This window comes from Mangrovactinospora gilvigrisea, assembly GCF_001879105.1.
In the GTDB taxonomy this organism is placed as follows: Bacteria; Actinomycetota; Actinomycetes; order Streptomycetales; family Streptomycetaceae; genus Mangrovactinospora; species Mangrovactinospora gilvigrisea.
This window is the reverse complement of record NZ_MLCF01000052.1, coordinates 32659-55454: the sequence shown is the minus strand read 5'-3', so window position 1 is coordinate 55454 and position 22796 is coordinate 32659. Positions and strand designations below refer to the sequence as shown.

18 protein-coding genes are annotated in these 22796 nt (G+C 71.3%); 3 read left to right on the top strand and 15 right to left on the bottom strand.

Going from position 1 to position 22796, the window contains the following annotated elements; genetic code table 11:
• Window positions 1–1872: DUF5979 domain-containing protein (locus BIV57_RS25120; protein ID WP_245797556.1), on the top strand; the 1872-nt coding region annotated here is incomplete at its 5' end.
• 74 nt (window positions 1873–1946) lie between these two features.
• On the opposite strand, the gene BIV57_RS25990 is transcribed toward BIV57_RS25120, so the two are convergent.
• Together BIV57_RS25990 and BIV57_RS11260 are read right to left on the bottom strand one after the other, a co-directional pair.
• Window positions 1947–4166, bottom strand: a complete 2220-nt coding sequence (locus tag BIV57_RS25990; RefSeq protein WP_071656598.1) for an endo-beta-N-acetylglucosaminidase — start codon at window positions 4164–4166, stop codon at window positions 1947–1949.
• Window positions 4167–4956: 790 nt separating this feature from the next.
• Window positions 4957–6849, bottom strand: coding sequence for an alkyl/aryl-sulfatase (locus BIV57_RS11260; RefSeq protein WP_175548727.1), 1893 nt, complete (start codon window positions 6847–6849; stop codon window positions 4957–4959).
• 1946 nt (window positions 6850–8795) lie between these two features.
• Here BIV57_RS11260 and BIV57_RS11255 point away from each other — a divergent pair.
• Complete coding sequence (locus BIV57_RS11255; RefSeq protein WP_071656596.1) at window positions 8796–9389, top strand: hypothetical protein; 594 nt, start codon at window positions 8796–8798, stop codon at window positions 9387–9389.
• 61 nt (window positions 9390–9450) lie between these two features.
• Here BIV57_RS11255 and BIV57_RS11250 read toward each other — a convergent pair whose 3' ends face one another.
• The 5 genes from BIV57_RS11250 to BIV57_RS11235 form a co-directional block, all read right to left on the bottom strand.
• The gene (locus BIV57_RS11250) at window positions 9451–10833 is read right to left on the bottom strand and encodes an ApeA N-terminal domain 1-containing protein (RefSeq protein ID WP_071656595.1); all 1383 of its coding nucleotides are present in this window, start codon (window positions 10831–10833) and stop codon (window positions 9451–9453) included.
• Between the two features lie 409 nt (window positions 10834–11242).
• Window positions 11243–11704 carry a dynamin family protein gene (locus tag BIV57_RS11245; RefSeq protein WP_071656594.1) on the bottom strand — a complete coding sequence of 154 codons (462 nt, stop codon included), beginning with the start codon at window positions 11702–11704 and terminating at the stop codon, window positions 11243–11245.
• Between the two features lie 413 nt (window positions 11705–12117).
• Entirely contained in the window at window positions 12118–12252 is a 135-nt protein-coding gene (locus BIV57_RS26400) for a hypothetical protein (protein ID WP_265736987.1), read from the bottom strand.
• Between the two features lie 322 nt (window positions 12253–12574).
• Entirely contained in the window at window positions 12575–13033 is a 459-nt protein-coding gene (locus BIV57_RS25115) for a peptidase inhibitor family I36 protein (protein ID WP_071656593.1), read from the bottom strand.
• 943 nt (window positions 13034–13976) lie between these two features.
• A complete protein-coding gene (locus tag BIV57_RS11235) occupies window positions 13977–14732 on the bottom strand; it encodes an SDR family oxidoreductase (protein WP_071656592.1) in 756 nt (251 codons plus the stop codon).
• Window positions 14733–14871: 139 nt separating this feature from the next.
• On the opposite strand from BIV57_RS11235, the gene BIV57_RS11230 reads away from it, so the two are divergent.
• Window positions 14872–15726: a helix-turn-helix domain-containing protein gene (locus BIV57_RS11230; RefSeq protein ID WP_071656591.1), complete on the top strand. Its 855-nt coding sequence runs from the start codon at window positions 14872–14874 to the stop codon at window positions 15724–15726.
• Between the two features lie 140 nt (window positions 15727–15866).
• Here the strand turns inward: BIV57_RS11230 and BIV57_RS11225 are convergent, their stop codons facing one another.
• From BIV57_RS11225 to BIV57_RS11195, 8 genes are all read right to left on the bottom strand, one after another.
• Complete coding sequence (locus BIV57_RS11225) at window positions 15867–16622, bottom strand: SDR family NAD(P)-dependent oxidoreductase (protein WP_071656590.1); 756 nt, start codon at window positions 16620–16622, stop codon at window positions 15867–15869.
• Between the two features lie 82 nt (window positions 16623–16704).
• Window positions 16705–17136 carry an Rrf2 family transcriptional regulator gene (locus BIV57_RS11220; protein ID WP_071656589.1) on the bottom strand — a complete coding sequence of 144 codons (432 nt, stop codon included), beginning with the start codon at window positions 17134–17136 and terminating at the stop codon, window positions 16705–16707.
• A 486-nt stretch (window positions 17137–17622) separates the two neighbouring features.
• A complete protein-coding gene (locus tag BIV57_RS11215; RefSeq protein ID WP_245797554.1) occupies window positions 17623–18165 on the bottom strand; it encodes a DUF3995 domain-containing protein in 543 nt (180 codons plus the stop codon).
• Window positions 18166–19203: 1038 nt separating this feature from the next.
• Complete coding sequence (locus BIV57_RS26395; RefSeq protein WP_265736986.1) at window positions 19204–19329, bottom strand: hypothetical protein; 126 nt, start codon at window positions 19327–19329, stop codon at window positions 19204–19206.
• An 88-nt stretch (window positions 19330–19417) separates the two neighbouring features.
• Complete coding sequence (locus BIV57_RS11210; RefSeq protein WP_071656588.1) at window positions 19418–20647, bottom strand: NAD(P)/FAD-dependent oxidoreductase; 1230 nt, start codon at window positions 20645–20647, stop codon at window positions 19418–19420.
• A complete protein-coding gene (locus tag BIV57_RS11205; RefSeq protein ID WP_071656587.1) occupies window positions 20644–20994 on the bottom strand; it encodes a non-heme iron oxygenase ferredoxin subunit in 351 nt (116 codons plus the stop codon). The genes BIV57_RS11210 and BIV57_RS11205 overlap by 4 nt, the downstream gene beginning before the upstream one ends.
• Window positions 20991–21458, bottom strand: coding sequence for a hypothetical protein (locus tag BIV57_RS11200; RefSeq protein WP_071656586.1), 468 nt, complete (start codon window positions 21456–21458; stop codon window positions 20991–20993). Before BIV57_RS11200 ends, BIV57_RS11205 begins: the two co-directional genes overlap by 4 nt.
• Window positions 21455–22594 (bottom strand): molybdopterin-dependent oxidoreductase, encoded by a 1140-nt coding sequence (locus BIV57_RS11195; protein ID WP_071656585.1) that lies wholly within the window; start codon window positions 22592–22594, stop codon window positions 21455–21457. The genes BIV57_RS11200 and BIV57_RS11195 overlap by 4 nt, the downstream gene beginning before the upstream one ends.
• Window positions 22595–22796: the final 202 nt, after the last annotated feature.

The window sequence follows — 22796 nt, the reverse complement described above, 5'->3', positions numbered from 1 at the left end:
CTGACCGCCAAGTCCGGCGCGGCCTTCCAGGCCCGCAAGTGGGTCTCCGGCAACGACAGCCTCGGCTGGTACAACACCAGCAGCAAGAAGACGGTGCCGGTCGGCGACTCCTCCTGCCTCTCCCTCACCGGCCCCGACGGCCGGATGTACACCGCCAACCCGTGCATCGCCCTGGTCAACCCGGGCGACCGCTACCACTACCTGATGCGGCTGCAGAACGCCGGCACCGAGCCGGGCACGGCGATGCGGATCGTGGACCGCTTCCCGGTCCAGGGCGACAAGGGCGTGATCATCGATCAGTCCCGCGGCACCGCCTGGGACAACCGCCCCACCCTCGCCTCCCGGCCGACTCTGAGCGGGCCCGGCGACATGCAGGTGGCCTACGAGAACAGCGAGCCGCTGTGCACCGACGATCTGAACATGGGCGGCGCGGGCTCCACCTCGCCGCAGTGCGGCTCGGGCACCTGGGACGACGGCTACAGCAGCCGGGCGGTGGGCATGCGGCTGGAGCTGAACTTCCCCACCCCCTTGGCGCCGGGCGGCATCGATGAGATCACCTGGGCGATGGACACGCCGCTGGATGTCACCCACAACGGCGACCCGACCATCGCCTGGAACTCCTACGCCCACAACGAGACCACCGACCGCGGGGGTTCGACGGCCCCTGTCCCGCCGGCCGCGCCGGGCCGGGCTCGGGCGCTGCGGGCGGCTGCCGACCCGCGGGTGCTGCAGCCGAACGAGCCGATCCAGGTCGGCGTGGCGCTGGCGTACGGCAAGCTGCGCCTGGTCAAGCACCTCGGCAGGCATCCCGATCAGCTGGACGGTGCCCTGAAGAAGGTCCCGTTCACCTACCACGTCACCTGCACCATCCACCCGCAGGGCCACGTGCCGCGCACCGTGATCGACCAGGACTACAAGGTCGCGGCCGACAAGCCGGTCACCCTCGACGGCATCCCGGCCGGCGCCACCTGCCAGGTGTGGGAGACCTCGGCCCGCGGCGGCAGCACCGACCACCCCGCGTCGAACCCGGTGACGGTCACCATCAAGCCCAGCTTCGGCACCCCCACCGTGGAGACGGCCGCCATCACCAACGACTTCGTCTTCGGGCACCTGGAGCTGAAGAAGGCTGTCACCGGCGACGCCGCCGGCTATGCGGCTGGACGCACCTTCTCCGCCACTGTCGACTGCGCGCTGCCGAACGGCAGCGGCGGGGCGAGCGACCTGGTGCTGCACCGCACCTACCAGGTGAGCGCCGACAAGCCCGTCACCGTCGGGCCGCTGCCGGTCAACACCCGCTGCTGGGCCTCCGAGGTCGACACCGGCGGCGCGGCGCAGGCGAGCGTCGACCACGGCTCGCCCGACAACCCGGCGATCGTCACCGAGGACTCCACCGGCACCGCGACGATCACCATCACCAACACCTTCCCCGGAGCCGAGCTGACGGTCACCAAGCATGTGGTGGGCGGCGCCGCCGGCCCCTACGCCTTCACCCTGGCCTGCACCACGGGCGAGGGCGAGGTGCCGCTGGCGGACGCCGACCGCACCTTCGCGCTCAAGGACGGCGAGCACCGCACCATCACCGTCCCGGACGGCGCCCACTGCACCGTGAAGGAAACCCACATCCCCACCGGAGACACCGTCACCTACCGCGCCTCCACCGGCGGCAGCGACGGCGCGGTGGCTGTCGACGGCTCGGCGGCGGTGGAGATCACCAACACCTTCCCGCCGCACATCGGCCCCCACCCCGGGCACGGCGGCGGACTGGCCGGCACCGGCGTCCAGGACTGGACCACCCTGGCCGGCGCCATCGCCGCCATCACCGTCGCGGGCGGCGCGGGGGTGTGGCTGATGGCCCGCAGGCGCCGCGCCTGACCCCAGCGGTGTGATCCGATGCGGCCCCGGACCCTTGCGGTCCGGGGCCGCCGTCGTCGATGAGCGCGGATGCTTCAGCGCACCGTCAGCGTCGCCGGTGCGCTCTCCGCACCGTCGAAGCCCACGGCGACCAGCGTCAGCCTCGTGCCCGACGGGAGGGCCTCGACCACCACCGCGTCGCCGCTGATGCGGCCCAGCCACTGCGGGGCGGGACCCGCGGTGCGCACGTCGTAGTACCAGACGCCGCGTTCCGCCGCCTGCCACACCAGGCCGGTCGCGCCGGCCGAGGTGGCGTCCACCCGGAAGCCGGACGGGCGCGCCGGCCGGCGCCCCAGCGCCCCGTCCAGCACCCGCAGTTCGCCCACCCGCACCGCGAAGTCGGCCGCCGCGCCCGTCCCGAAGGCGCCGATGGACAGGGCGGTGACGGTGGCGCCGCGGCGGGGGCGGGGCCGGAAGGTGAGGCGCCGCCAGCCCTCGCCGGCGTCCACCGCGGCGCCGACCGGGCTCAGCCACTGCGTGGCTGTCGGCCGATCGCCGTAGGAGAGGCCGAACCGCAGCCGGTCGCCCGCGCCCGCGGTCACGGCCTTGACCAGCAGCGACAGCTCCAGCGCGCGGCCGGCGTCCAGTGCCGTGCGATACAGCCGCACCTCGGTGGCCAGCTCCCCGCCCAGCCGGCCCTCGATCCGCAGGCAGGAGCCGCCGTTGTAGGCGGCGCCGCCCTCGTAGTCGGCGGACAGCAGCCTGTCGCCGCCGGTCTCGCCGGTGGCCGCGTCGCGGGTCCACCACTGCCAGCTGGGCAGCACGTCCTGGATGCCGATGTGGTACCAGGCCCGCGCCCCCGCCCGGGCGCCGGCGAGGCGGAAGCCGTCGCCCTGACCGGTGTTGAAGCGGGTGGTGAAGGGCGCGGCGCCGATCACGGAGCGCTCGGGGACGAAGTTGGCCATGCCGTAGCGGGGGACGTAGTCGACGGCGGCCGCCTCCACGGGACTCGGGTGGACGGGGACGGGCTGCACGGCCGGGTTCTGCGCGGCACCGGACCAGAACTTCCGATCGGCGACGTCGATCGCCGGGTAGAGCTGCGCCGGGTCGCCCGCTTGGTCGCCGAGCTGGTCGCGGGTGCGCTGCACGGTCCGGTCCGACTGCACGAACAGGGCGAGGCTGGCCACCGCCGCGCCGTCGCCGTTGAGCGGGACGACCTCGGAGGCGAAGTAGTCCAGTGCGTTGAGGTGGCGGCCGTCGTTCTCCTCCTGGATGTCCAGGCCGAAGTAGAGCGTGGCGAAGGGGTCGAGGCTGCGCTCCTTCGCGAGGGCGACCGAGGGCGTGACGTAGTCGGCGTCGTGGTGGTAGGAGGAGGTCGTCGGGATGTTCTTCGGCCAGGCGTAGTTGATGAACATGCTGTCGGCCGTGTGCCCCGGGTTGACCCAGCCGGCGTTGTGGGCGTCGAAGCGGTTCTCGTACTCGCCGCTGCCGTCGGTCCACAGCGCGTCGTAGATCTGCAGGTGGAAGTGGTCGATGCCGTTCGCGCGGGCGCGGGCGTGCATGGCGTCGAACAGCGCGGCGAGGTCGGCGGCCTGGCCCTCGGTGATCGTCTTGCCCTCGATGTTGAGGAAGTAGCCGTCGAAGCCGAAGTAGCCGGCGAGGTCGACCAGCTTGTCGCCGATCAGGTAGTTGCCGGCCGCGTCCCGGGCGAGGAAGTCGGGGACGGCGCCGGGGGTGGCGGAGATGTAGGGCTGGAAGACGATGCCGAGGGCGATCGTGCCGTTGCGGTGCGCGGCGTCGACGTAGCCGGGGTTGGGCAGGTTCTGGGCGCCCATCCAGCCGCCGAGGATGTCCTGGTACTGGGCGAAGCGGGTGATGTAGGGGTGCTGGTCGTACCCGTAGCGGGTGTCGACGAGGCTGGGGGCGCCGGCCAGCGGCTGGTTGTAGTAGTGGTTGAGGCTGGTGATGCGGGGCCTGGGGTCCAGCTTGGGGTTGGCCTGGGTGGCGCGGGCGCCGTCGATGCGGCGGGCGAGCGGGACGCGGCTGCGCATGTAGCGGGCGTTGGGGTCGGTCGCCGGGTCGTAGGCGAGCAGGGCCTGGACGGAGGCGGCGTCGCGCGGCTGAAGCTCCGTCAGGGTCGGCGGAAAGGTCGGGCCGTTCGCGGCCGCCTTCGCAGTCGCCGTCGTGGGTGCGGCGGTGGCGGGGGCGGCGGCCGCGGCGGTGCCCACGGTGGCGGCGAGGGTGACCCCGGCCGCGGACAGGAAGGTCCTGCGGCTGACGGTGAAGGGCCGGCGGGGCGGCTGCGCGGGGTGCAAGGATCCTCCAGTGCGGCGAGCGGCGTCTCACCTTGGCACCAGAAACATCCTATGTCTATCTCTGAAGCATCGTTGGCGTCTTCCCCGCCGAGCACCAGGACCAGCGGACCGAGTGCCGCCCCGGCGCTGGGCGCCGGAGTCATCCGCTGCCCCGGCACCCAGGCGCCCGTCCCGATACGCCTCGGCCGCTGAGTACTGACACCGGGGAGCGACGCCCCGGATGGCGTTGGCGACGGGACGCCCCGTCCGACGGTGGCACAGGTGCGCGGCGCTCGGGAGGCTCCGCCATGGCCGACTCCGGCGGTGGCCGGAACCGGCGCGCCCCGAACCGGCCGTGGGCGCCGGCGCCGCCGGGCGACAGTTGACGTGGCGTCAGCGATGATCAAGGATCGTCGTGGGTGGGGCGCTGGGGTGCCGCCGGGGTTGCCGATCTCCGCAGGACACCGCCCCGCGCCGCGCCGACGGTCCGCGCCCGAGCTTCGGCCGGGCGCGGACCTTGGTTTCCACCGAGGCTGCTGGCGGCTCGCGAGCTGATTGCGGGAGCGACCTGCGGGACCACGCGGTGGCCGACGCACTCCGTTCGACCGGGCTGCACGCGCTACAGGCCACCGTCAGGATGCGGCGAGGCGCGGCACCGCGTGGCCGCGGCCTGGGCTGAGTATCGCGCCGAGATCCCAGGCTCGGCGCACTTGGCCGCGATGCGGAAGCGGCACCTCCGAGGCAGGTCAACTCAGGCTGTCGCGCCGCCGCCGCCGCCGGCCGACCTCGCACTCGGGGAGTGGGCAGCTGCTCAGGGGGTGACGATGGCGAAGTCGGGGTCACCCGGGTCCAGGACCGCCGCAAGTCGCGCCAGGACCGCGGCGTCGCCGGCCACCCCAATGCCCGCCTTCGCCAAAGCATCGGCGGACAGCCCGCCGGTGGCCAGCGCCGGCAGGGCCCGGGATGTCGCGGTCAAGGTGGCATCCGCGTCGCCCTGTTGGGGTGCCGCGCTGTAGGTGAGCGCCCCGTTGGCCAGCCGCAGCCGGAACCGCCGGTCAACATCGCTCAGGACCACGTCGACGGTCAGCTTCTCCTCCCATGCCTTGGGGCCGTTGACCTGGATGGCGACGGCGTCGAAGAGCATCTCCGGGGTCAGCGCCGACAGCACGTCCGCCGAGCCCGAGACGGTCGGCGTGCCGAACGTGCCCTCGCGCAGCTCGGTGGCCCCCGACAGGTAGATGTTGCGCCACACCCCGTTCTCCGCGCCGTAGCCGAGCTGCTCGAAGGTGTCGGCCAGCAGCTCCCGGGCCCCGGCGTGCTCGGGCTGGGCGAACACCACATGGCTGGCCAGCTCCGCCGCCCACCGGAAGTCGCCGTCCTCGAACGCCGCACGGGCCTGCTCGACCACGGCGTCAGCGCCGCCGCCGAGCTTGAGGTAGCGCTTGCCCTGCTCGACGGGCGGGTGCTGCCACAGGTGCGCGGGGTTTCCGTCGTACCAGCCCATGTAGCGCTGGTAGATCGCCTTGAGGTTGTGGCTGGCCGACCCGTAGTAGCCGCGGGCGTGCCAGGCGTTCTCCAGTGCCGGCGGCAGCTTCAGCTCCTCCGCGATCTCGATCCCCGTCCAGCCCTTGTTGATCAGACGCAGGCACTGGTCGTGCAGGTAGGCGTACAGGTCGCGCTGCTCCGACAGGAACCGGGTGACCCGCTCGTTGCCCCAGGTGGGCCAGTGGTGGGAGGCGAAGACCACCTCCGCCTCGGCCCCGAACAGATCCAGGGTCTCGGTCAGGTAGTTCGACCACGCGTGCGGGTCGCGCACCAACGCACCGCGCAAGGTCAGCAGATTGTGCAGCGTGTGGGTGGCATCCTCGGCCGAGCACAGCGCCTTGTGCGCGGGGAAGTAGACCAGGAACTCGGCCGGCGCCTCGGTGCCGGGCGCCATCTGGAAGACCATCTCCACGCCGTCGACGGTCTCGCTCTGCCCGGTGGCGGTGATCTCCAGGGTCGGGGCGATGAGCGTGATGTTGCCGGTCGCCACCGTCTGCGCCAGCCCGGTGCCCAGCGCGCCGTGCGGGCCGCGGGCCAGCGCCGCGCCGAACATGTACGCGGAGCGGCGCGACATCGCGGTCCCGGCGTAGACGTTCTCGGAGGCGGCGTGCTCGGTGAACTGCTCCGGGGCGATGATCGGCACCCGGCCGGCGTCCACCTCCTCCTGCGTGGTCACCCCGCGCACCCCGCCGAAGTGGTCCACGTGCGGGTGGGTGTAGAGCACGCCGGTGACCGGCTTCTCCCCGCGGTGCTCGCGGTACAGCGCCAGCGCCGCGGCCGCCGTCTCCTCGGTCACCAGCGGGTCCAGCACCAGGACCCCGCGCTCGCCCTCGATGAAGGTGATGTTGGACAGGTCGAAGCCGCGGACCTGGTAGATGCCGGGCACGACCTCGAACAGGCCCTGGATGGCATTGAGCGTCGACTGCCGCCACAGGCTCGGGTTCGCCGTCTCCGGCGCCTCGCCGTGAAGGAAGGCGTAGGTGTCGTTGTCCCAGACCACCTCGCCCGCGGGGTTGGTGATGGCGTTCGGGGTCCGCGTGCCCAGCAGGCCGCGGGTGGCGTCCTTGAAGTCCTGGGTGTCGGAGAACGGCAGGCTGCTCAGCAGGTCCTGGTTCTGGCGGGCGACGGCCGGGGACACGGGCCTCGATGTGTGCGACATAGCGCTCATATTGGTCATTGGGGTCACGTTCTGCATGCCGACCCACCGATCGGCGCCCGCACGTTTTCCCTCGCCTCCGCTGGACGCCGCACCTGTCGGTGCGCAGCCGGCGCCGCCTCCCGGCGCATTGCATCTGGACAGGTGCGCCGGTCCGCCGCCGCTGCCCTCGGCCTCGGACGGCTCGGGCTCGCCGATGGGCCGGGCGTGAAGGGCGGTGCCCTGGTCGGGTCGACTGGCGGCCGCTGGCCGCGAGGGCGGCCGCAGCCCTGCAGGTGCACAACAGGGGGCTGCGGCCGCACCGGACGGGTGATCCCGTCCTACCCGGAGACTTCAACCGACCGGGGTGAGGATCCGTTACGCCATGCCACGCGAACGGGGCATTCCGACCACTGCGGTACTGCGCGGCCGATCGGGTGAACAGACCGCAAGGCGCCGCGCGACATGGAGGCTCAACATCCCCGCGTAGGCATAGCCGGGCGTGACGGACCATCATGAGCAACCCGGCAGACGGGTGCCGAGGAATCGAATGCAGGATGTTGCCTCTCGCGGCGTGCGACAGCGCCGCGGGCTGAACGCGCGTCAGGTCCCCGAGACGATGGACGGCCGATGTGCGTCCTGCCCATGGCTCCGTCTGCCCGAATCTCGACCGGGACCGGAGATCCATCCACCGCGGGCTCGCGCCGCAACGAGCCGCCCCTCCCCGCGCGAAACGGCTTCGGCCGCCGGCTTCCGAAAAAGTTTCGCCCCCCACCCGCAACCGGCTCGTACACAGAGGCGTTCTTCCTGTAGCGGCAGGATGGAGGGGAGCACCGGTCGCCCGCTGCAGTCATGGCAACGACAGGCGGGCGCCCGAGCGGGATCGAGGGGACAGGCGCCCTTCGTGCACCGGGACCCCGTGCGGGGGCGGCGACGGGCCTGCCGGCCGACGCGGGTGTTGAAGTGCCGAGCGCTCCGCCGATACCACCCGCCCGTCCAACCCCGGCTCGGCCTCTCCCGAGTGAGGAGCGGACTGCGCCGGGCGCCGCGACCGACGTTGTTCACCAGGAGGCGACCGCGCCCGCATCCGAGTCTGGTCGGCTGCAGCGGCGGAGGCCATCGGGAAGTCCCCATGGACGGCCAATTGCGGTTGAACGGTGGGTGGCTGCAGTCAGTTGATCGTCTCCCGTTTTGCCGCCGATGCGGTGACTCAGATGTCGGCGTGCTCCAGTCGCCCGGTGGACCATCTCCCGCGCAGGTGCGGGCCGGTTCGGTGAGGGGTTGGATGAACTGCGTCAGGACGGCAGCCGCAAGTTTGGCCATGATCGTCAATCGGCGGCGCGAGGCATACCCGGCCATCCTCGGCGTACGGCCCTGAGGCCCGCGTCCGGCGCCGGCCTGAAGCTCATTGATCAACCTGGCTGTACAGGTGACTGGCTGTGGACTCCTGCCGGGCCGCGCTGTCCAAGTGGCAGACAGCCGCTCCTCGCAGCAATTCCTGAATGGCAGGATCGGCGTCTGCACCCAGCCGCTCGAGCCGTTTGGCAACGACAAGCGCGCGGGCCCGCGCCGCGCGCGCTCGTCTTCGGGCAAGCGCCGCTGCACCGGCTTGGTCATCGCGAAGCATCCAGCCCCCTCGTGGATGGTGTTGCCCCAAACGGGCGGGGCCCCGACACCCCGACATCCTTGAGGAGACCTTCCGGCTGCTGGGCGCTCACAGACGCGCGCCGTCGTCCCCGGCCTGGTCGAACGCTGTCATGACACGGCTGTCTGCACGCGAGATCTCCCGACGCACCGGCCTGCCCCGCGCACGGGTTGCACGGATGCTGCAGGGCGCCGGTATGCCGCGACGCTCGCGCGGGGAAGGCGGCCACCGCGGCGCCGGTCCACCGGTCCGACTCCGACCTCACCTGGAGCAGCTGTACGCGGAGCAAGGATGGTCCTCGACCGATATCGGACCCCTACTGGGTATGTACCCGCGCAGGGTCCGAAAGCTGCTTGCCGACCTGGGAATTCGGCGCCGCGGGCCAGGTAGCGCCGGTCGGATCACCAGGGCGAGGATCAGCCCGCAGCAGCTGTCCGATCTGTTTGTCGAGGCCGATCTGAGTGCGCATCAGGTCGCTGACAAGATCGGCTCTTCCCGGGGTGCAGTGTTGCGCAACGCCCATGAGCTGGGGATGGCGGTTCGGGTTGGAGGGCTGCCATCGGCCAGTGGCCCCAGGGACATCGAGTTGATCGAGGCCCTGTACGCCGATCCGGCCGTCAGCCGAGTGCTGCGGCGCCATGCTGTTGGCCCTGTCCCTGTCGACGTAGGCAGACTGAGGGCCCGCTTCCCGCAGCCGCTTCGTGTCTCGGACAAGCTGCTGGCCGACCTGTACCTGGAATCCGGAGTAGCAACCACGCACATCGAGCTGCTCACGGGCATGACGGCGGGCACGGTCACCAGACGCCCGCGTGGCGCGGGCATCCCGCTGCGCGGCGCCGGAGGCCGCAGTCCCTTCTTAAGGCGCTTGCGTGCTGTGGATCGCGGCCCGCAAGCAGTGGACAGTGTTCCGGATCGATGAGGCGATCGCGCAGGTGCGCGGCACGGGCGGGCCGCAGCACGCAGCTCCGCCTTTGTCTGTATCAGCCGATCTTCCGGGCGAGTGCGATCCAGTCGGCCACTCGCTGCCCCTTGATCGCGATGAAATGCGGGTCACGTTCAAGGCGCGCGAGGAGTTCGGGGCCGGCCGGGACCCCTGCCTCGACGAGGAGACTCAGCTGGAGGACGGCCCGGGTGGTGTGGAGTACCCCGATCAGCTTGCCGATCTCGTCGGAATCGAGCGGCGCGGTGGTGTCGAAACCGTGGCTCAAGGAGTTGCGGGCATGCTGTGCAACATGGCTCCATCGCCTTACCTCGCCATTGAACAGCCACTCGACGACCTCAGCCCCCAACAGGTCCACCAGGCCAAGCAAACGATCACGCAGGGACGTCTCGATGAAGCGCGCTCCGGATACCACCTTCTTCTTCTCTTCGTCGGTAAGGCCCGAAGCATGCTTCAAAGCCGCCTCGGCCTTCGCTGCAAGCGCCGAGGGGCGGTGCGGCCCCCCGTGCCGCGCGGATAGCCAGCGCTGAAGGGTCTCGGCGGCGGTCACGGCCTCGACGACCTGCGTCTCCAAGTTGGCCTTGCCCTGCTTCTCGGCGACACCTACCGGGAAGGGAAGGTCACAGGCGAGCGAAAGCCACGTCGGCAGAATCCGCGCGGGTTCGATCTCGATCGCGGTGAACAAGGGGCTGACGGCGTGTCGGGGCGGGTCGGTGGCGACATCGGGATCAACCTCGACCGGGGCCAGGGGGCCTTCGGCGTCGGTCGGCCACAGGAGCAACCGACTGGCCCTGCACGGCTCATGGGTGACGATCGACAGCAGCTGGCAGACCGGCTGGATCACCCGCCGTCTCAGCTCGTCCAGCGAGTAGCCCTCCTCCACCTGGACGTCAATGGAGTGCCGCTCCGTGAACGCCCAGCTGCGCGGGTGGTTCGCCCACTTGCGTTGGACCCGAGCTTCCAGGGAGAGGATCACGGCACCGCAGGAGACGACCTTAGTCACGGGGCGGCCAGCGGCGCCGTCTTCGCCACTTGGTGGATGCACGGGCCACCAGTAGTCCAGGTGCGTGACATCGAACCTGGCTCGCGTGAAGTGCTCGTCGGGAGCAAAATGTCCGCCGCGCAGCAGAGTGTGGCCGCCCCAGTGCTGGGCGGTGTCCACGGTGGCCCCGTCGACGTCGAAGGCCCCGGCGCGGTGGGTCCAGTGTGCTCCAAGGAGCGTGATGTCGTGTTTTCCGGCATGGCCGCAGATGGCAGTCGGCGTCAGCAGGGAGATTCCGGCAGCTTCGGGAAAGGTGCCGAGGCCTCCGCTTAGCGTCAGAAGGTACTCGTCGTCGACGCGGGTCAGGAGACCGGGTACTCGGTGATCCGGGTCTTCCTGGCGCCACCACTCGCCAAGAAGGGGATCGGATTGAAGGGTCATGATGGGTCCTTGGACTGCGACAGCTGATAGCTCGTCACAGTAGAGCCGTCATGCCGCCTGCGTCCCGGTGTTTTCGGCGGAAGCAGATCCGCACTGACGCCTCGGATCGGCTGAGAACGGGAGAAGGCCCTCCGGCATGGTGGGGAAGGGCGCTGGCGGTGGACACGGCGGCGGGTCGGGCATGGGCAACTGCTGCCCGCCACCAGGTCGGCGACGATCGTGTGAGTCGACGGGGCGTCAGCCCCGGGCCAGCCGGCGGTAGGCGCCGTGATTGATCCGCGAGCGCAGGTCCCCGAGCCGGGCGGGCCTGTTCGCCTGGTAGCCGGCGAAATTGCCCTCGAGCCATTACCAGTTGGCTTCGCCCTCCCAGGCGAGGATGTGGGTGGCGACGCGGTCCAGGAACCATCGGTCATGCGTGGTGATCAAGGCGGAGCACCGAACCGTTGCCCGGGCTGTCGACCAGTTCCACGCCGCTTGGAAGGCTGGCGTCGGCCAACTTCACCTGCACCTCAACCAGATGGAGTTCGTTGTCCCGGTTGCCGTGCTGAGTGACCAGTGCCGGAAGCTCACTCAGCAGGTGTTTGGTCCTCCGTCTGTCGCGGAACTCAGCAGTGACCTGCTCGACCGAGCCACGCCGTACGACTGTCGCCACCGAGGTCAACGGGGTAACGCCCATCGGGAGCAGTGGCTGTCCCAGCAGGGCATTGATCAGTGTCGACTTTCCGCGCTTGGCCTCCCCGGCCACCAGCACCCGCAGACGCCGCCTTCCAATACGCCGACGGACGTTGGCCAGGTCCGCGGCGGAGTCCGTCGATACCACCAGCTCGGCCAAACGGTCGAGGGCGTCTTCCAGTTCGACAGCGCTATCCATGCCAGCCACAGTCCCTCCCACCCGCTTGTCTCTCGGGTAGGGACCGTTGGCGGCAGCTGCCGCGGTTGTCGGCGGGCCCCTCCGCCGCGTTTCTACGGTACGCCGAGCACCACGGTGGAGCCGAACCTCAGCAGCCGGCGGCAGACATCGCCCTGGTCGGTGCTTGGAGGGCGGCTACATGAAGGTCAAGTACAAGGAGACTTCGCGGGGCGGGCTGGCCGTCAACGTCATCGAGTGCTGACCCCGGGGCGCTGAGCTGCGGCTTACTGTCTTTCAGGGCTGTCGGGGCCTTTCCGGTTCACATGATCGAAAGTCCCCGGGACGTCCCCGTGACAGCCCCGAAAGTCCCCGAGCAGTCCCCGGCGTGGCCCCACCCCAGGGTGGGGGGCGTCCGAGAAGGCGCCTGGTGTGGCTTACAGGCCGAGGCTGGAGATCGAGGGCAGGTATGGCACCGGCTCGTTCCCCACCTTGATGCGGTCGCCGTCGTGGGAGCCGCCCATGCAGATAGCGTCCGCGCGCCCGGTGTCCACCATCCGGCCGCCTCCCATGACGCAGGCGATGCCCGTCGTGTATCCCTGGGCGGCTGCGGTGGTGGCGGCCCCCCAGGACGGCGGACAAGCCGAACCCGGCGATGAGCATGGTGTGGGCGATGCGACGCATAGAGCTCTCCTCGGATGGTGTGCGGGGGATTCGCTCCCCACTCGTCACCCGTGCCATCGGCAGCCCTTGGCAGGATGGCCAGCCGCGTGACCCGAAGGAGCGAACACCGTGCCGCCATTCGCACCCGACGCTGCTCCACTCAAGAGGCAGCGGGGGCGAAGGCAGCGGGATGTCGAGGACGTGCGGGGCCGGCTGGGTCGGCGGGCGCGGTCAGCGGGTGGTGTGCGGGAGCTTCAGCAGGGTGTGGATCAGGCTGGGCCTCGTGGGCCGACTCGGGCTTCCGCCGAGGTAGTTGGTGGTGACCCTAACGGCCGTGGCGCCGTCGAAGGACGCTCCCTTGAGGGCGCCCACCTTGTACTTGTCGGCGAAGCCGGCGTCGCGGCAGTTGCTGTCCGCGTAGGGGTAGACGACACGCTGGCCGCCGTCGGTGCCCCGCTTCATGTTGTTGAAGATCGATCGGGTTGCGGGGATGGTGGCGCACAGGCCGCCCTGGGTGTCGGTAACGACGGTGCGGGTGCCGGTGTAGTGCTCGCCGGTGTAGGCGCAGACGGCGTCGGTGGGGCAGTCGGCGGGCGGTGTGTCGGCCTTGCCGGTGGCCGCGGCAGGGAGGGCGCCGAGGGCGATGAGGGTGGCGGTGAGCGATGCCAGGGACGCGGTGCGGAGGTTCACAGCACAGGTATCCCACAAAAGGATCATGGAATTCGGGAGGACACGGCCCGGTCGGTGTGCGTCATGCGTCAGGAGGTGAGGTCCTTTTTCCAGGTGGCCAGGCGGATCCCGGCGCGCTTGAGGCGTTTTTTGGCCACGGCGCGTCGTACGGAGCGCGCGTGGGCCCGACCCGGACATACCCTCACCCGCCCGCTGGGGGGCCGTCGTTGTCCCGTCGATCCGGGGATGCAGGCGCTGGCGGTAGCAGGCGAATACTTCGGGGTCGGTGACCGGGCTTGCATATCCCGTCACCACGACGCTCCAGCTGAGGCGGTTGCTGGAAGCTCAGGAACAGGGATATTCCGTATGCAGGAGGCGATAGACCGGCTTGATGCCGTCGAGTGCGAGGCGGTATACCTCAGTGCCGGTTGCTGCCGTTCTCGTGTACGCCGCGCCTGCACGGCCACAGTGGTGCCGTACCTCGGTGAGAAGCCGATCCCTGTGCGGAACGGGGGCGCGGTGGCCGTCGAGCGAGCCGCCTCGGTACTCCACCAGAACCGGTGGACCCTGACGGATGAACGCGACAGCGGACAGGAATCGAGCAGCCGCCGCGGCAGTGCGCGACCGTCGCTGGTCGAGGTCCGTCACGGCGCCCATCATCCACCTTGGAACGCGTTGATAGGAGTCCCTGTCGTGTGCGTGGTTTGCTGAGCTTCGCGTGGTATCGGGCGCGCTGCGAGGGCCCGGCTCCGGCCATGTGGGAAGCCAAGGTGGGCCGTACTGGTTGGTGCGCGAGTGTGGCGCCGCCCGCCAAATCCGCTTCCGAACTGGAAGGGTGGCGTATGGGGTTGCACCTGCGTCTCCGGCCGCAGGACGGCGTCCTGGCGTTGCTCTGCCGGGCCGGTCCGTGCGCCTTGGCCCGACCGGTGACCTGGTGCTCGGCGGTCGTGGCTGCGGTCTGCTCTCAGCCCTGCGCGGTGGGCCGGACCACGACCTCGTTGACGTCGACGCCCTCCGGCTGGGCGATGGCGTAGTGGATTGCCTCGGCGATCGCGGCGGCGGGGATGGCGATGCCCATCTGGCCCTCGACAGCTGTCCGGGTCGCGTCCTCGCCGATGGAGGCGGTCAGCTCACTGCGGGTCAGACCCGGGGTGATTACCGTGACCCGCACCTGACGGCTCTCTTGGCGCAGCCCCTCCGACAGGGCGCGGACGGCGTGCTTGGTGGCGCTGTAGACGGCCGCCGTCGGATCGACGCGCAGTCCGGAGACGGACGCGATGTTGACGAGGTGTCCGCTGCCCTGGGCCTGCATGACCGGCAGCACCGCGGCGATGCCGTGCAGCACGCCCCGCAGGTTGACGTCGATCATGCGGTCCCATTCCCGGACGCGCAGTGCGTCCAGCCGCGAGAGCGGCATCACCCCGGCGTTGTTGACCAGGACGTCGATGCGCCCGAACCGCTCGTATGCCGCCGCGGCGAAGGCGTGCATGTTCGCCGGGTCGGTGACGTCCAGGGCCAGGGCGGCGGCGCTGCCGCCGTTTGCCTCGATGCCGGCGGCGAGTGCGGTGAGGCGGTCGGTGCGGCGCGCGCCGAGGAGCAGGCGGTGGCCCGCGTCGGCCAGCCGGCGGGCGGTGGCCTCGCCGATGCCGCTGCTGGCCCCGGTGATCAGAACCGCCTTGGCGGCGGCTGCGGGGGAGGAGGGGGCGGAGGGAGCGGTCATCGTCGGTCTTTCGCTGGGTCTGCAGCGGCGCGGTGCGCCGCCCTGGCTGCTGTCAGCTTCGGCCGCCTCGCGCGGTCGCGGCAGGGCGCGCCTTCCTGGGTGCCGCACACCCAGGATCACGCGGCGTACGATTCCCCTCATGGGAGCCAATGACCTGGGAGAATTCCTGCTGGCTCGGCGCTCCCGGATCGGCCCGGGGGATGTTGGGTTGCCCCGTTCCCGCGGCCGGCGCGTCAGCGGACTGCGGCGGGAGGAGGTTGCCGTCCTGGCCGGGGTGAGCGCCGACTACTACACCCGGCTGGAACAGGGACGGGAGCGCCATCCCTCCGGCCAGGTGATCGATGCCCTGGCGCGGGCGCTTCACCTGGACGACGACGCCTGCTGGCACGCCTACCGGCTGGCGGGGCTCGTCCCGCACACCGCCGATGGGGCCGGTGGCGACGGTGAGCGGGTCGCCCCCGCGCTGCTGCGGCTGATGGAGACCTTCCCGGCGGCCGTCGCCTACGTGGTCAATCGGCGGCTGGACGTCCTGGCCTGCAACGCCCTGGCCGAAGCTTTGTTGTCGCCGCTCGCCGACCGGCGGGGGATGGTCCGCTCGCTCTTTTGCGATCCGGCGGCCCGGGAGCTGTTTGCCGAGTGGGACGAGGTGGCTCGCGACACCGTCGCCGCATTGCGGCTGGCCCACGGGCATGCGCGGCACGATCCGCGGATGCGGGCCCTGATCGATGGACTGCGCCGGGACAGTGCGGAGTTCGCGCGGCTGTGGAGCCGTCAGGACGTCGGGCGCCTCGCCGGTCGCACCAAGACCTTCCATCATCCGCGGGCGGGCGTCTTCACTCTCACCTACCAGACCTTTGAAGTCGTTGCCGCCCCTGGCCAGTACCTGTTGGTCGGTACTCCCGAACCGGGCAGTGATGACGCCGTCCGCCTGGCGTTGCTCGATCCCGGGCGCCACGCCGGGCCCGACGACCCGGCGACCGCCGCCAGCCGGTAGCGGCGGCCGGAGCGGCGCCGTGGGGCACGAGGCGTTCCGTGTGTGGCCGGGGGCGCGTCGAGAACGCCAAGCGCTGACATGAGGTTGGTGACGGGGCCTCAGGTCGTGCCGAAGGCGACCGCCATCGCGCTGATCGAGGCTCAGAGCTGGGTGGCGCCGCCGTCGACGGGCAGTTCGGCGCCGGTGGTGAAGGAGCTGGCATCTCCGGCCAGGAACAGGGCGGCGGCGGCGACCTCGTCGGCGCGGCCGACGCGCCCCAGCGGTGTCGGCGTGGCGGGGGCGGCGCCTTGCGCGTCGCGGTCGCCGCCCGGGAGGGCGGCGCGCAGTTCGTCGGCGCCCGGCGTGGCGACCGGACCCGGCGTCAGGGCGTTGACGCGGATCCCATGGTCGGCCAGCTCGCCCGCCCAGGTGCGGGCGAGGCTGCGGATGGCGGCCTTGGTGGCGGCGTAGACGCCGAGGCCCGGGGTCGCACGCAGCGCGGCACTGGAGGACAGCAGGATCACCGAGGCCCCTGCGTCCAGCAACGGCAGGGCCTTCTGGACGGTGAAGATCGTGCCCTTGAGGTTGACCGCGGTGGTGCGCTCGTAGTCCTCCTCGGTGATCAGGCCGAGCGGTTCGTAGCCGCCCACGCCGGCGTTGGCGACGACGATGTCGAGGCGGCCGCTGCGTGCGGCGATCCCCTCGAAGAGGCGGTCGAGATCGTCGGTGCGTGAGACGTCGCTGGGCACCGCGATGGCCCGGTCGCCGATCTGCTGGACGGCGGCGTCCAGTTCGGCCTTGCGGCGTCCGGTGAGGTAGACGGTTGCCCCCTCGGCGGCGAACCGGCGGGCGATGGCCAGGCCGATGCCGGTGGATGCGCCGGTGACCAGGGCGGTCTTGTTCTGCAGCTGTCCCATGGAAATCACTCCTTGACGTAATAACTTTGGTTACATTTGTGGGTGTGCGACAGGCCCGTCCGGCGCTCGGGCGGATCTTGGGCTATGCGGCCGCGAGGATGTCGCGCAGCACGTCCTCCAGTGTGGTGCGCGCCAACTCTGTGCGCAGGGCTGCCTCGACGCCGTCGTACACTGCCGACAGCGCCGGGCCGATGCCGTGTCCGACGACGCACTCCGGGTCCGGCTCGGCCGGGTGGAGGGCGAAGAGCGGACCCGGCTCGACGGCCTGGTGGACGTCGAGCAGGGTGATCGCCGACAACTCGCGCGTCAGGGTCCATCCGGCGCCGGCGCCGCGCCGGGAGTCGGCGAGGCCGGCCTTGCGCAGTTGTGCCAGCAGGCGGCGGATGACCACGGGGTTGGTGTTGACGCTGGTGGCGATCTGCTCCGAGGTGGCGACCTCGTGGCCGCGGCGCTGGTAGAGCCCGATCCAGGTCAGCGCGTGCGCGGCGACCGTCAGCCTGCTGTTGGCTCCCATGTCGCAACCATAGTTGTTACGACTGCTCGCGGCAACCCCCAACGGCGACACCTGGCCCCGCTCACCCTTGCGAGTTGATCACCATCGATGGGAACGGCAGCGTCACTGGAGCCCGACGACCTGGTGAAGGGCTTCCTGCGGCTGCCGTTCGACGCCCCCGAGGGAACCCGGCACGTCTACGACAACTCCACCACCTACCTGACTCGCCGAGGCCCTGGGCATCACCCCGCCTTCGGCCTCAGCGCTCGCGACGGCCCTGCGCCACGGAGAGCTGATCACCACGAGCCGCCGGGGCCGACAGGTCCAGCACAGCGTCAGCGCCCTGGGCAATGCCATGCTCACCGCCAACCCCCGTCCCGGTCCCCGCTCCGGCTAGCGGTCGCCTGGCCGCCGCACAATGGCACCCCGACGCTGTCCGCCCCGGTTCGGCGCGGTCCGCACCGCCCTCGGCACACCCCGGCTCGGTCGCCCGGGGCCTTGCGCCCGTCACCCTCGCCGCAGGGCGCCGTTCGTCCGCAGGTACCTCCTCAGCGCGACGGCGAAGAGCAGCCCCCAGACCAGGAACGACAGATCCCAGAGATACAGGTGCCACCACAGGGGCTTCCACTCGACCGGCTGTGCCGGGGTGACCGCATGCGTGGCCGCAAGAAGATTGGTCACCTCCAGCAGGCCCCCGTACAGGGTCAGGCCCACCGCCGCGATCCAGGCCGGCACCAGCACCGACCACCGCGGCATCCGACGCCCCCACGGCCGCACCAGCGCCAGCGCCAGGCCCGCGCCGAGCAGTTTCAGCACACCGGTGATCCACACCGCGGCGTAGATCGCCGCATCCCCGGCCAGCGCCCGCCGCTCGATCGCACCGCCGATGGTGTCCAGCCCCGTCCGGCCTCCGCTGCCCCGGTAGAAGCTGACCAGCGCGAAGACCAGGCCCCACGCACAGGCCGCGTAGGCCGCACCGGTCGACCGGCGAACCGGCGCGCCGAAGGAGTCCGCCATCACCAGCCGCACGCGGGGCGCCTCGAAGCCCATGACGCTACTGTCCCGGCCGGACGTCCAGGTCCACGACGACGGCAAGTCCGGCCAATTTAGCTAGCGGTCGAGCACTCGATCATCACCGCGATCGTGCAGATGCTCAGTGACCGGGTGCCATACCACGAGCTCGGCGGCAGCTACTTCGTCCAGCGGGATCCCGAACGGGCGGGATGGCGAGCGGTTTCCCGGCTGAACGAGCTCGGCTACCGCGTCTCCCTCGCCCCCATGGACGCCACCGGGTCGTCCAGGCAAGGACGGAGCCCACGGGCTATGCCGATCGGTCCCACATCCTGGCCGGAAAGACCCGAGCTTCAGCTATTCACGTGTCAGAGTCGATCACTGACACATGCGGGCAGATGCGCGGCGGCCGACTCCTGCAGGGCCGCGCTGTCCAGGTGGCAGTCGACCGCCGCGGCAAGCATCGCACGCAACCGCGGCCCGCAGCCGCTCCCGAGCCGCTCCAGACGGTCGGCCGCCGCCACGGCGCGCGCGCGTGCGGCTGCGGCACGTCGGCGAGCCAGCCCGGCCGGACACCCCCGGCACCGGCTGGCGGTCACCACGCCACCGCAGGGCTCGGACACCGATTGCGAGCAGAGTCCATCCGGCCGATGCGCGGGGTCGGACCAGCGCGTCGGCCGTCCCAAGGCCCCGCACCGGTGCTCCGCTCCCGGGTCACGGACATCGCCGACCGCGCGGTGTCGGCCGCCGCCGCGACAGTGGCAACCCGCCGCCTTCCGTGTCGGCCCGACTCCGAGCCGCGTCTCCCTCTCCCACATCGGGAATCGGCATCCGAGGACATGGAGCCCTGCCGAGGCGGCCGAAGAGGAGGCGGGCGGCGCGCTCGAGCGCGGCCGGCGAAGGCGCCTACCGGCATGCTGGCTACCACGACTTCGCCCGGGAGCAGGGCGATGCCTTGGTGGATCCCCGCGATCGCGTCTCCGCCGGCCGTGCCGAGCGCGTCCGGGACGGCCCGGCATGCCTGGTCGCGGTCGCTGGTCTCGGGGTGCCCGGCGCAAAGGGCGACGCGCACGTCGATTACCCGACGGGGGTGCGCGCGATGTCGATCGCGCGCCGCATGCGCTTGCGGCAGCCCGCCTGGTTGGGGACGCGACCGCGGATGTTCGGGCTGATGTCCGTCACGAGGTGCGCGTTGTTGGCCATGCGGCCTCCACTGAAGCGAGAGTCTTCTGCCGGCGTGCTGAGAGGCCGAGGGCCGCGGTGCATCGAGCGATGGCATTCCTCGTCCGGCTCACGCGCGCGGCTTCAGCAACTTGCGCAGGTCCACGTCCTCGTCGGCCAGCTGGGCGGCCTCGACGTCGACGTTCCGGTCGATCAGGCGCTGTGCGGCGCGGACGTCGAGCGGGCGGTCCAAGGAGACGGCGCCGACGCAGCGCGAGCCCCGAAGGTAGAACACGGTGCCCTGCCCGGTCTCGATGTCACCGCGCTGCACTGGCCGCGCCCGCGGGTGGTAGTGCCCGGCCATCTCGAAGTGGGTGCCGTACCGGTCGGTCCAAAACCACGGGGCGGGCGGATTCTGCGGTGGGAGTCCGAGGAGGGAACGCGCCGCGGCCTGCGCGGTGCGGCGCGCGTTGTCCCAGTGCTCGGATCTGTGCGGTGCGGAGGCGATCCGGGCAACGTCGCCGATGGCGTACACGTTCGCGGCGCTGGTGCGCATGCCGGCGTCGACCAGAACGCCGTTGTCGACCTCGAGCCCGGCGGCCTGCGCGAGTTCGGTGTTCACCGTGATGCCGATGCCCGCCACGATCACATCCGCCGGCACGTGCTCGCCCGTCGTCAGCACCGCCCGGCCGGACTCAACGGCCACGACACTGCCGCAGACGACGTGCACGCCATGGGCGGCGTGTTGGGCGTGCAGCGCGCGGGCGGCAGGCGGGCCGATCGCCTGCTGCAGCGGTAGCGCGTTCGGATCGACCAGGACCACGTGGCATCCGCGGCCGCTCGCGGTTGCCGCCACCTCCGCGCCGATCAGGCCCGCGCCCACGACCAGGACATGGGCACCCGGTGCCAGGGCGTCGCGCAGCACCTGGGCGTCGGCACGGGTGCGCAAAGCCCGAGCCGACTCGCACCCCGGCACCGTCAGCCGCCGCGCCCGTCCGCCGGTCGCGAGCACGATCGCGTCCGCGGCCAGGGCCTTGCCGTCGGCGAGTTCCACACGGCCGGCGGCGGGATCGAGCATGACAACGGGGGTCCCCAGCCGCAGGTCGATCGCGTGGGTGTGATACCAGTCGGGCAGTTGCAGCGCGATGTCGGCGAGCTCGCGCTCGCCGGCGAGGTACTGCTTGCTCAGCGGCGGCCGGTCATACGGCAGGCGGGGTTCGTCGCCGACGATCGTGAGCCGGCCTGGGAACCCACCCTCGCGCAGGGCTCCGCACAACGTCACCGCCGCCAGCCCGGCTCCGACTACCAGGACATGCCCGGGCAATCGGGGACGGCCTGGCGGGGTGTCGACGCCGTTCATCCGACATCACCCGGGAGCCGGCCCGGGCTGAGCACCACCCGGCCGCCCAGGACCTCCACCCGGTGGGCCCGGGCGTTGCGCAACGCCGGGGGGCAGGCCACCGCCCCCGTCGCGACGCTGAACCGGCTCTGGTGCACGGGGCACTCGATCTCGCCGTTCTCCAGCCAGCCCTCGCCGAGCGAGGCCTTTTCGTGCGGGCACGTGTCGTCGAGGGCGTAATAGGCGTCGCCGTCGCGGAAGATCGTGATCGCATCGGACCAACCGGTCTCCCGCGCCGGGACGGTGCGCATCCCGCCGTCCTCGATCTCCTCGGCGGCGCAGACGTCGACGGGCTGCTGGTCACTCATGGGTTCTTCTCCTTCAGGGGTGTTCCCACAGGGGCGCGGCGGCGTCGCAGGATCCGTATGACGATCAGTAGGGCCGCGGCCGCCCACACCACGGCGAGCACCGTCCACAGGCCGGTGGCGTAGTTGCGGGGCAGCGCCGAGGGCAGGTCGGGCTGGCGTCCGCGCCCCAGCACGGACGGCAGCGCGATCCCGACGATCACCGCGGTCGCGATGCAGGCGCCCTGGACGACGGGCCGCACCAAGGCGGGGACGGCCCTGCCGATCAGCCATCCGAGCGCGAACGTCAGCGGCAGCAGGACCGCGAGCACGATCACCGCGACCCTGGCGGCGAACACGAGGTAGGGCGAGGTGGAAAGCCTCGGGCCACCGCCACCGAAGACCGCAAAAGCGATCATCGCCAGGCCCACGCCGACCAGCAGCCGCCGCACCCACGCCATGACACCCATCTCCGGTTTGCCGGTCACGCCGCGCTCCCCACGATCAGCTGCGAGAGCCACTTGGTCTGCAGGACGCCGGGCCGGTTGGGCGCGATGAGCCGAGCGGGGTACCCGTGGTCGAGGTGCAGCGGCTCGCCGTGCAGCCGAAGCGCGATCAGCGTCTCCGGGTCGCGCGCATGAGGCGGATCGACGATCGAGCGGGCGTAGGCGCTGCCCCGTTGCAGGGAAATGGCCGCGACCTGGTCTGCGCCGTCTCCGCCGACCAGGTGGACCAGGTCGCGCAGCGCCACCCCGGTCCAGGTCGCGCCCGCGCTCCAACCCTCGACACAGGTGATCGGGAGCGCGGCGGTGGTCTGCCGCATCGCGGCGAGGTCGCTGAGGCTGAGCCGCACCGTCCGGGCCGGACCGGACACCGCCAGCCGCCAGTCGGGGCTGGTGGCCGCGGCGTGGACGCCGGCCGCGAGGGCGGACTTGTTCACCGGCACGCCCTGGGGTCCCACACGCGGGTCGCGGTCGGCGAGCACCGAGACCGCCGCGAGCGGGCGGACGGTCTCGCCCACGGTCGCCGCCGTGACCACCGCCGACGTCGCCGCCACCGTGGTCAGCAGACCGCGGCGGGTCAGGCCCGCGGGCGGCCGGCGCAGCGGACGGACGGGCGCCGCCAGCGCGCGCCGCACGACCGGGAGCTTCACGCCGATGTGCACCAGCAGCGAGCCCGTCACGACCCATGCCGTCCAGTAGTGCAGGGAGGTGAAGAAGAAGCCCATCGCCGCGTACCAGCGGGCGATGTTCAGCACGCCGGAGGACAGCTGAACGATAGCCGCGACGACCAGGACCAGGACGCTCAAGCGCTCGAGCAGCTGGGCCCAGGTCTGGACGTTCGCCCACCTCCGGACCCCCGGCAGGCGCAGCAGCCGCGGGAAGACCGACCAGAGCTTGGCCAGCACCAGGGGGATCGAGGCCAGACCAGTGGCCACGTGCATGCCCTGGGTCACGCGGTAGAGCCACACCGGGTGAGCGGGCCAGAAGAACCAGGAGGCGGGATGCTGGATCTCGTGGCTGATGAACCCCGTGACGAAGCAGATCGCGAACATGGGCCCGAGCCACACCCCGAGCTGACTGGTCAGCCTCGGGGTACGGAGCGTGGAGGTGAACCCCTTCATGGACAGCCAGGCTAGGGAGCACCGGCGCCCACGACGACACCGAAACAGGCAAATCCGTCTTTCCGAATTATTACGGCTAATGACAGAGTTCTGACGACATCGCCCCGGAGCTCACGCCCGGCGCGCCGGAAGTGCGCTCCGCGCACGTCGCGGCCGCGGTCGCCGTCGGATCCGCACCGCGTCCGGCGGCGTGCGGCTCCCT